Origin of the sequence: Vibrio sp. YT-16 (genome assembly GCF_033337405.1) — a bacterium.
Taxonomy (GTDB): Bacteria; Pseudomonadota; Gammaproteobacteria; order Enterobacterales; family Vibrionaceae; genus Vibrio; species Vibrio alginolyticus.
Window position 1 is genome coordinate 737,154 of sequence record NZ_JAWOQQ010000001.1, and the last position, 8,438, is coordinate 745,591.

Genomic DNA, 8,438 nt, shown 5'->3' on the forward strand with positions numbered 1-8,438 from the left:
CAGGACACTTGTTACATAACACAAGTGTAAGCTAAGTTATTGATAGTTAATGCATCTAGATAAATAACCCACGAAAAGTTGCTTATCTAGATGAATAGCGGAGAAACGTTTCTCCGCTATTAAATGTGTACTCTATCGAATGATTTCAAGCTCTTCTACGTCTTTCCCCAACTTTTCTAATTGAGGACGCAACGATTTAGCATCACCAACGACGATAATTTGATAGTCATTTGGATCAAACCATTTCTGAGCCAGCGCATTCAACGTCTGCTTATCGACTTTTTCTACGATAGCGTTTCTTTGCTGCAAGTAATCATGATCGAGGTTGTACTTAAGAATATCACTGATGAGCTCCGCTTTTTGTGTTGGCGTTTCATATTTCAGTGCATCTTTTTGACCGACCGCTTGACGCATAAATTTCATCTCTTCATCAGTAATACCTGACTGCGAGTATTCATTTAGCTCATTTTCCATCTCAATGATCGAAGCAACCGTTGCATCCGCTCGTACTTGCGCGGTGAAAACCACCGAGCCTGTTTCTGGATTACCAGAGAAATATCCGTAAGCACCGTATGTGTAACCCTTGTCTTCACGTAGATTTTGGTTAATGCGGCTATTGAAGTTCCCAGCTAAATTGAAGTTTGCCAGTTGGCTTAGGTAAAAATCGCCCGTTGCGTCGTAAGGCATACCTTGACGAACCATCATGACCACACTTTGCGGCGCTCCTGGTTTATCAACAAGATGGATCTTTTGCTCACCTAATGCAGCAATGCTTTGCGGTGCATACAATGGCGCAGCTTCATCTTGCCAGTTTTTCCAGAACGTCAGTTGCTGCTCAATTTCCTGTTTATTGATGTCACCAACAACGACGATTTGCGCACTTTGTGGCGTGTAATGCTTCGAGTAGAATTCACGGACATCATCCAACGTTAATGCACTGACACCTGCTTGCGTGCCGTCTTTTGGTCGAGCAAAAACCGAATCCCCATAGAGCACCTGGCGACTCGCTTGTGACGCCATCCAACTTGGATTTTGGTGCTCATATACCAGGCCTTCAAGCGCTTGCATTTTTACACGCTCGAAATCATCTTGATTAAATGCAGGAGACAGCAACATCTCTTCGACAATTTTTAACGTCGGCTCTAAGTTCTTTTCTAGAGCAGAAACACTGATGTTTGTTGTATAACCTGTGGCATTAACAGAGATAACACTACCCAGTTTATCAAGCTCAGCTTGAATCTCTTCGACACTGCGTTTCGTTGTACCTTCTTGCAACATCGCAGCGGTCAATTGGGCAAGACCTTCTTTACCCTTTTCAACAAAACGTGTCCCGGCAGGTAGACTAAATTGCATCATCACCGTCGGCGTTTCATCGCTAACTGCACCAAGCAGCTCTGAGCCATTCTTGAAATGTAACTCGTACAGCTCTGGCATCGTCGCTTTCACTGGTTCTCCTACTGGCGGTTGCACTGAGCGATCGAAGTTATCGGTCGCACGACGATACGCCAATTGGTCATCGGAAATCTTCTCATATTCTGGCAGCGTCCGCTTTGGTGTCACAAAGGTCGCAGGTTTTACGACAAGGTCTGTTTTTCCTTTTGGGACCACGCTTAGGGTCACTTTGTTCTTACCTTGGATAAAGTCCGTATACGCTTTTTCTACCGAAGTCGGCGTAACTGCACGGATTTGTTCAAGCTGTTGCTCAAGACGATCAGGATCGCCGAAAAATGTCTCGTTGGAAGCCAACTGAGTCACTTTACCTTTAACGCTTTCTAGAGCAAAAATAGCATCCGCTTCCGCTTTACCCTTCAACTGCTCAAGGCGATCTTCTGTCACGCCTTTTTCCGCAAACTGATTCAGTGATTGTAAAAGCTCGTCGTACAGTTTTGATAGGTCGCCTTTGTCTCCAGAATCACCCATTGCGTAAACGTAAAAGTTACACGCCAGTTCAGCACAGTCATGGAATGAACCAGCATCGACCGCTTTTTGAGTCTTCACTAGGTCTTGATAGAGCACGCTGTTGGTACCGCCACCCAATACTTCCGATAATGTATCGAGAGACGCTTGGCTTTCTTCGCCGTTGTAGGTTGTTGGCCACGCGATCATCACCATAGGTTGTTGAATACGATCTTCTAGAGTGATGTATTTATCTTCTTGCAGTTTTGCAGGTTGTTTCGGCGCATTTTCAACCTCAGGGCCACGAGGAATCGAACCGAAGTACTTATTTACCCACTCTAGAGTTTGTTCAACGTCTAAGTCACCACCGATCGTGATAGTCGCATTGTTTGGGCCATACCAACGCAAGAAAAACGCTTTGAGGTCGTTCACATCAACACGATCAAGATCTTCAACATAACCAATGGTTTGCCACGAATACGGATGACCTTCAGGATATAGCGCTTCGGACATGCGCTCCCAAATTAAGCCATAAGGACGATTATCGTAACGCTGAGCTCGCTCATTTTTTACAGTAGAACGCTGAATTTCAAATTTGCGTTGAGAAACCGCATCCAACAAAAAGCCCATACGGTCAGACTCTAACCACAGCATTTTCTCGAGCTGGTTAGCAGGGACAGTTTCAAAGTAGTTAGTACGATCGCGGTTTGTTGTACCATTTAACGTGCCGCCAGCCTCTGTGATGATTCTGAAGTGCTCTTGGTCACCAACGTTCTCTGAACCTTGGAACATCATGTGCTCAAAGAAATGCGCAAAACCAGACTTACCCACTTCTTCACGAGCTGAACCAACATGGTAAGTCACATCCACATGGACCAATGGGTCAGAATCTTCAGGAGCTAAGATCACCGTTAAACCATTATCGAGTTTATACTTTTGGTATGGAATCTTAACTTTGCCTTCTTCAGCTTTCGATGACTCAACGAAAGTTACCCCTTTCGGCAGTGATGAAACTGGCGTATTTGATGCACAGCCCGTGATCACCAACAGTGAACACGCGCCAACCCAAAACATCTTCATGTACTTTCCTTAAAATAATCCGAGATAGATGGCCGCAAGTAAGCTATACCTAGCAGCCTTTCCTAAAAATATTAAAATCACGCAAGGCAGAAACTTCATTCTTAGCCACCCTGCGGCTAAACACAGCGGGTCTCCAATTACAGGTAACCAGCTAAAAAATAACCCCCAATAGCCATACTTAGAGAGCCACTTTAATGCGGTATGACCGTGCTTTTCCTCTTGTGCTTTGTTGGGAATCCACAAGCCAAGCCAATAATTTGTTAAGCCACCAAGCGTATTACCGATAGTAGCGACCATAACAATTGAAGAAACGGAGTATTGATTTAATGAGAGAGTGGCAACTAAGCCCGCCTCAGAACCACCAGGCAACAACGTGGCACTGAGAAAACCGGTCATGAAAAGCACCCATAATGCTGAATCTGAAAACCAAAGCGCTAAACTTTCAAAACTCGTGTTAAATGCTTCTAGCATGTCATATCAAGCAACACCTTGCCTCTGGTTCTTCCTGATTCGACCTGCTGGTGAGCACCAATGACATCACTCATAGGATAAACCTGTTGAATTTCAGTCTTCAGTAAGCCAACGCCCACCATGTACAACAAGGTATCTAACTGCGCAGGGTCTGGTTCAACCAACATGCCACTAGCCTCAAAGCCTAGGAGTTTGGCTTTTTCACAAATCAGCTCAGCAGTTATGGTTGGAACGGTGATGACTCTCGCATTGTCTTTCAGGCATTTAAGCGCATCTAACGCAGCATCTCCGCCTACTAAATCAATCAAAACATCAACATCTTCAACACGTTCTGACACTGGTGCAAATTGATAGTTCACTGCATGAGCACCGAGCGTCGCAAGGTAATCTAAATTTCGTTCACTGCAGGTTGTAAAGACTTCCGCTTTCGTCGCGATCGCAATTTGTACCGCAAGGTGTCCAACACCACCGGCTCCAGCGAGGATAAGTACGCGATCGTTTTCATTCACATTAGCCTTACTGAGAGCTTGTGCCGCAGTTTGTCCCGCCAACGGTAATGCAGCAGCTGCCTCTAAAGTGACAGAGCTAGGAACATGACTTAACTCAGTTTCTGGAACACATATGTATTGGCTGTAACCACCGCCTCGAACTGGGAAACCAATAAATCCAGCCACCTCATCACCTTCATTAAAACGTGATGCCCCCTCTCCACAAGACATCACTTTTCCTGAGATGTCGTAACCTGGCACCCAAGGTAAATTATCCTTATTCTGCGCTGCCGCCCAACCGAGCCCAGCTCGAGTTTTGACATCAATAGGATTTATGCCTGAAAAAGCGACTTTTACTAAGACTTCACCAAGCTGTGGTGATGGTGTAGAAGCATGTTGAATCGCGAGTACGTTGGCATCACCAAACTCAGTGATAACGATCTGTTTGTGTTCCATAAACCATTCCCTGCAAGAAAACAAAAAGGGATGCGAAAGCATCCCTTTGACTATAAACCATTTTGTTAACCTAAGTTAATCGTGATTTTGTAAATTGGTTGATCATTCCATTTTCAATAATGTCTAACCAACAAGTGCTAACAATATACCTGCCGCAACGGCTGAACCCAGCACACCAGCAACGTTTGGTCCCATCGCATGCATTAACAAGAAGTTTTGCGGGTTAGCTTGTAAACCAACTTTGTTTACGACTCGCGCGGCCATTGGTACCGCAGAAACGCCAGCCGCACCAATAAGTGGGTTGATATCTTCTTTCGAGAACTTGTTAAGCAGTTTCGCCATCAGGACGCCCGCACCAGTACCGATACTAAATGCAACTGCGCCTAACCCCAAGATACCTAACGTTTCTAGGTTCAAGAACTGCTCAGCTTGCAGCTTAGAACCAACACCAAGACCTAAAAAGATAGTCACTATGTTGATCAATTCATTTTGAGCAGTTTTCGATAAACGATCGACCACACCAGCTTCACGCATCAAGTTACCCAAACAGAACATACCAACCAATGGCGTAGCTGAAGGTAAGAACAGAATCGTCATCAGTAATACAGCAAGCGGGAAGATGACTTTCTCCCATTTACCAACATGACGAAGCTGAGCCATCTTGATTTGACGCTCTTCCTTGGTTGTCAGTGCTTTCATGATTGGTGGCTGGATGATCGGCACCAATGCCATATAGCTGTATGCCGCGACTGCAATCGCACCTAGCAGATCTGGAGAGAGCTTACTCGCTAAGAAAATCGCTGTTGGCCCATCAGCACCACCGATGATCGCGATAGACGATGCATCCGCCATGGAAAACTCCATGCCAGGTACATAGTTGAGTAAAATAGCGCCAAACAGTGTTGCAAAAATACCAAACTGCGCAGCCGCACCTAACCACAACGTTTTTGGGTTTGCGATCAAAGCACCAAAGTCGGTCATCGCGCCCACACCCATGAAGATCAATAGCGGGAACACACCCGATTCAATCCCAATGTAGTAAACGTAGTAGAGCAAGCCACCAGGCTCAGTAAAGCCAGCATTTGGAATATTCGCCAAAATAGCACCGAAACCAATCGGCAATAACAGTAAAGGTTCAAATCCTTTTTTAATTGCCAAAAACAGCAAGGTACAACCAACCAGCATCATACAGATTTGGCCGAACTCGAAGTTAGCGATCCCTGTTTCTGCCCAAAGGGTTAACAATCCGTCCATGATACTCCCTTACGCTAGGCTCAACAGAGGCGCACCTACTGTGACAGCATCGCCTTCTTTAACGTTCAGCTCTTGAACCACACCACCACGCGCCGCTCGTACTTCAGTTTCCATTTTCATCGCTTCAAGGATGAGCAATACATCGCCTTCAGCTACCTCAGCACCAGGCTGAACATTCACTTTGAAGATGTTACCTGCAAGAGGAGCAGGCACCGCTTCAGCTGAAGCATTAGAAGGTGTGCTAGGTGTAGCCGATTTTGCCGGTGCATTAGAAGGAGCAACAGATGTCAGTTCACCTTGAGGGCCAACTTCCACCTCATACACCTGCCCGTCAACACGTACACTATAAGTTTCTACACCACCAGTTGCTGGTTGAGCTGCAGGTACAGCAGGCTTCGCAGCTTCTAGCGTTGGTGCTGGCTCAAATGCTTCTGGGTTTTCACGATTCTTAAGGAACTTAAGCCCAACTTGAGGGAAAAGTGCATAAGTGAGTACGTCATCAACACGCTCACTTGCTAGCTTAATGCCTTCTGATTTCGCTTTCTCCATCAGATCAACCGTAAGCGTCTCCATTTCAGGCTCAAGTAAATCGGCAGGACGACAGCTAATTGGCTCTTTACCATCAAGCACTTTCGCTTGCAGTTCTGCATTTAACTCGGCTGGCGCTTGACCGTACTCACCTTTCAATAGGCCAGCGGTTTCCTTGGTAATACTCTTATAGCGCTCGCCAGTAAGAACGTTAATCACCGCTTGCGTACCGACGATCTGTGAAGTTGGAGTCACCAATGGAATGAAACCAAGATCTTTACGTACACGAGGGATCTCTTCTAATACTTCATCAATGCGATCCGCAGCACCCTGCTCTTTCAACTGGCCTTCCATATTGGTCAGCATACCACCAGGCACTTGAGCAATCAGGATGCGTGAATCGACTCCTTTTAACTGGCCTTCCCACTTCGCATACTTCTTACGTACCTCACGGAAATATGCGGCGATAGGTTCCAGTTGCTCGAGTTTCAAATTGGTATCTCGCTCGGTGCCTTCTAGCATAGCGACTACCGTTTCAGTCGGTGTATGGCCGTAGGTACAACTCATTGAAGAAATCGCAGTATCAAGAATATCAATACCGGCTTCTACTGCTTTTACCGCTGTTGCTGTAGACAGCCCCGTTGTTGCATGACAATGAAGTGCCAATGGCACATCACAAGACGCTTTGATACGCGTGATAAGCTCTTCCGCTTCATAAGGCTTAAGTAAGCCAGACATATCTTTAATACACAGCGAATGACAACCTAAATCCTCTAGGCGTTTTGCCAAGTCAACCCAAGTGTCTGCGTTATGCACTGGGCTCGTTGTGTAAGACAACGTACCTTGAGCATGCGCACCAACATCAACCGTTGCTTTCACGGCTTTCTGGAAGTTTCGCACGTCATTCATTGCATCAAAAATACGGAATACATCCATGCCGTTAGCATGCGCGCGTTCAACAAACTTTTCTACTACGTCGTCGGCATAATGGCGGTATCCTAAAAGGTTTTGACCACGCAGTAGCATTTGCATTGGTGTATTAGGCATCGCTTTTTTTAGTTCACGTAAACGCTCCCAAGGGTCTTCCCCTAAGAATCGAATACAAGAATCAAATGTTGCACCACCCCAAGTCTCTAGAGACCAGTAACCAACCTTATCCAACTCAGCTGCGATAGGCAGCATATCCTCAATACGCATACGCGTAGCAAATAGTGATTGATGGGCATCACGAAGGACCACATCAGTAATAGCTAGTGGTTTAGACATGCTCTTAAACTCCTTTTTAATCCTAGTTCGGCTACTTCGCGAATGAGGCGCGATGTTTATGAATCGCAGCCGAGATCGCCGCCACTACTTGTGGACTAACAGCTGAAGAGGTTGATTGAATATTAGTGTTTGTTTTTGGTGCTGCGATCGGCTCTGGTACTTCTTCTGGTACCAATTTCGACATTAACCGAACGAGATAAACAAGAATAGTGAGGAAAATAAATACGACCGCCATCCCCGTTAGCATCAGGGTGGCCGCATCTACTAGCAGGCTTCCTATATTAGTCATGTTGCTTCCTTTCTTTGTCATCCTGACAACGTGCAGGACTTTAATAGTGTCAAATCCCGACCCATGGATTATCTCGATTGGTTAAATTTTGTCAATTTTGTTTAAGGAAGGTTTGTAGTAATCCTGATAAATGATTATTTATTCACTACCCAGATCACAGTTCATGACAAAATAATCACTTCAAATCGCTATCACCTTACGAACAGAGTAAAGGAGGACATAAATAAAAACTGCGATTTAGATTTCAAAATCAAATCGGGACTCACGAAGTAAAAACCAACAAAAACAAAAAGATGAACAAAATTAACAATCAATAAACAAATAACAAACAAAGTGACTACATGAGAGTAATTGAAATGAAAAATGGAAGTCAGTGTATAGGAGGGATAATCAGGATGATTTCACACGATGCGACAGAAGCTTGATAGCAAATTGCTTAGATACGCACATATTCGCTTTTAAAAAAGAGGAACATGGGCTCTAGTGATCCTACGCCATATTTCAGATGTCTAGATACAAAAAAGCCTCGCAATTGCGAGGCTGTTTCAATGAGTGGCGCGTCCTGGAGGATTCGAACCTCCGACCGCCTGGTTCGTAGCCAGGTACTCTATCCAGCTGAGCTAAGGACGCGCAAGTTTTCGATATCGACTTTCGTCAACATCAGGGCATTACCCTTTAATAAGTGGCGCGTCCTGGAGGATTCGAACCTC

The 8,438-nt window shown here is 45.2% G+C and carries 6 protein-coding genes and 1 tRNA gene; all 7 read right to left on the minus strand.

The window, feature by feature from the left end:
* Nucleotides 1–132: 132 nt before the first annotated feature.
* Nucleotides 133–2,976, minus strand: a complete 2,844-nt coding sequence (locus tag R7F07_RS03275) for a M16 family metallopeptidase (RefSeq protein WP_017820389.1) — start codon at nt 2,974–2,976, stop codon at nt 133–135.
* A gap of 9 nt (nt 2,977–2,985) precedes the next feature.
* Nucleotides 2,986–3,447: a YqaA family protein gene (locus R7F07_RS03280; protein WP_005379938.1), complete on the minus strand. Its 462-nt coding sequence runs from the start codon at nt 3,445–3,447 to the stop codon at nt 2,986–2,988.
* Nucleotides 3,441–4,391 carry an NADP-dependent oxidoreductase gene (locus R7F07_RS03285; RefSeq protein WP_171343189.1) on the minus strand — a complete coding sequence of 317 codons (951 nt, stop codon included), beginning with the start codon at nt 4,389–4,391 and terminating at the stop codon, nt 3,441–3,443. The genes R7F07_RS03280 and R7F07_RS03285 overlap by 7 nt, the downstream gene beginning before the upstream one ends.
* Nucleotides 4,392–4,514: 123 nt before the next feature.
* Nucleotides 4,515–5,645 carry a sodium ion-translocating decarboxylase subunit beta gene (locus R7F07_RS03290; RefSeq protein WP_005379935.1) on the minus strand — a complete coding sequence of 377 codons (1,131 nt, stop codon included), beginning with the start codon at nt 5,643–5,645 and terminating at the stop codon, nt 4,515–4,517.
* A gap of 9 nt (nt 5,646–5,654) precedes the next feature.
* Nucleotides 5,655–7,439, minus strand: a complete 1,785-nt coding sequence (gene oadA / locus R7F07_RS03295; protein WP_104979686.1) for a sodium-extruding oxaloacetate decarboxylase subunit alpha — start codon at nt 7,437–7,439, stop codon at nt 5,655–5,657.
* 31 nt (nt 7,440–7,470) lie between these two features.
* Nucleotides 7,471–7,728 carry an oxaloacetate decarboxylase subunit gamma gene (locus R7F07_RS03300; RefSeq protein ID WP_005379932.1) on the minus strand — a complete coding sequence of 86 codons (258 nt, stop codon included), beginning with the start codon at nt 7,726–7,728 and terminating at the stop codon, nt 7,471–7,473.
* Between the two features lie 553 nt (nt 7,729–8,281).
* A tRNA-Arg gene (locus tag R7F07_RS03305) sits at nt 8,282–8,358 on the minus strand.
* Nucleotides 8,359–8,438 lie beyond the last annotated feature (80 nt).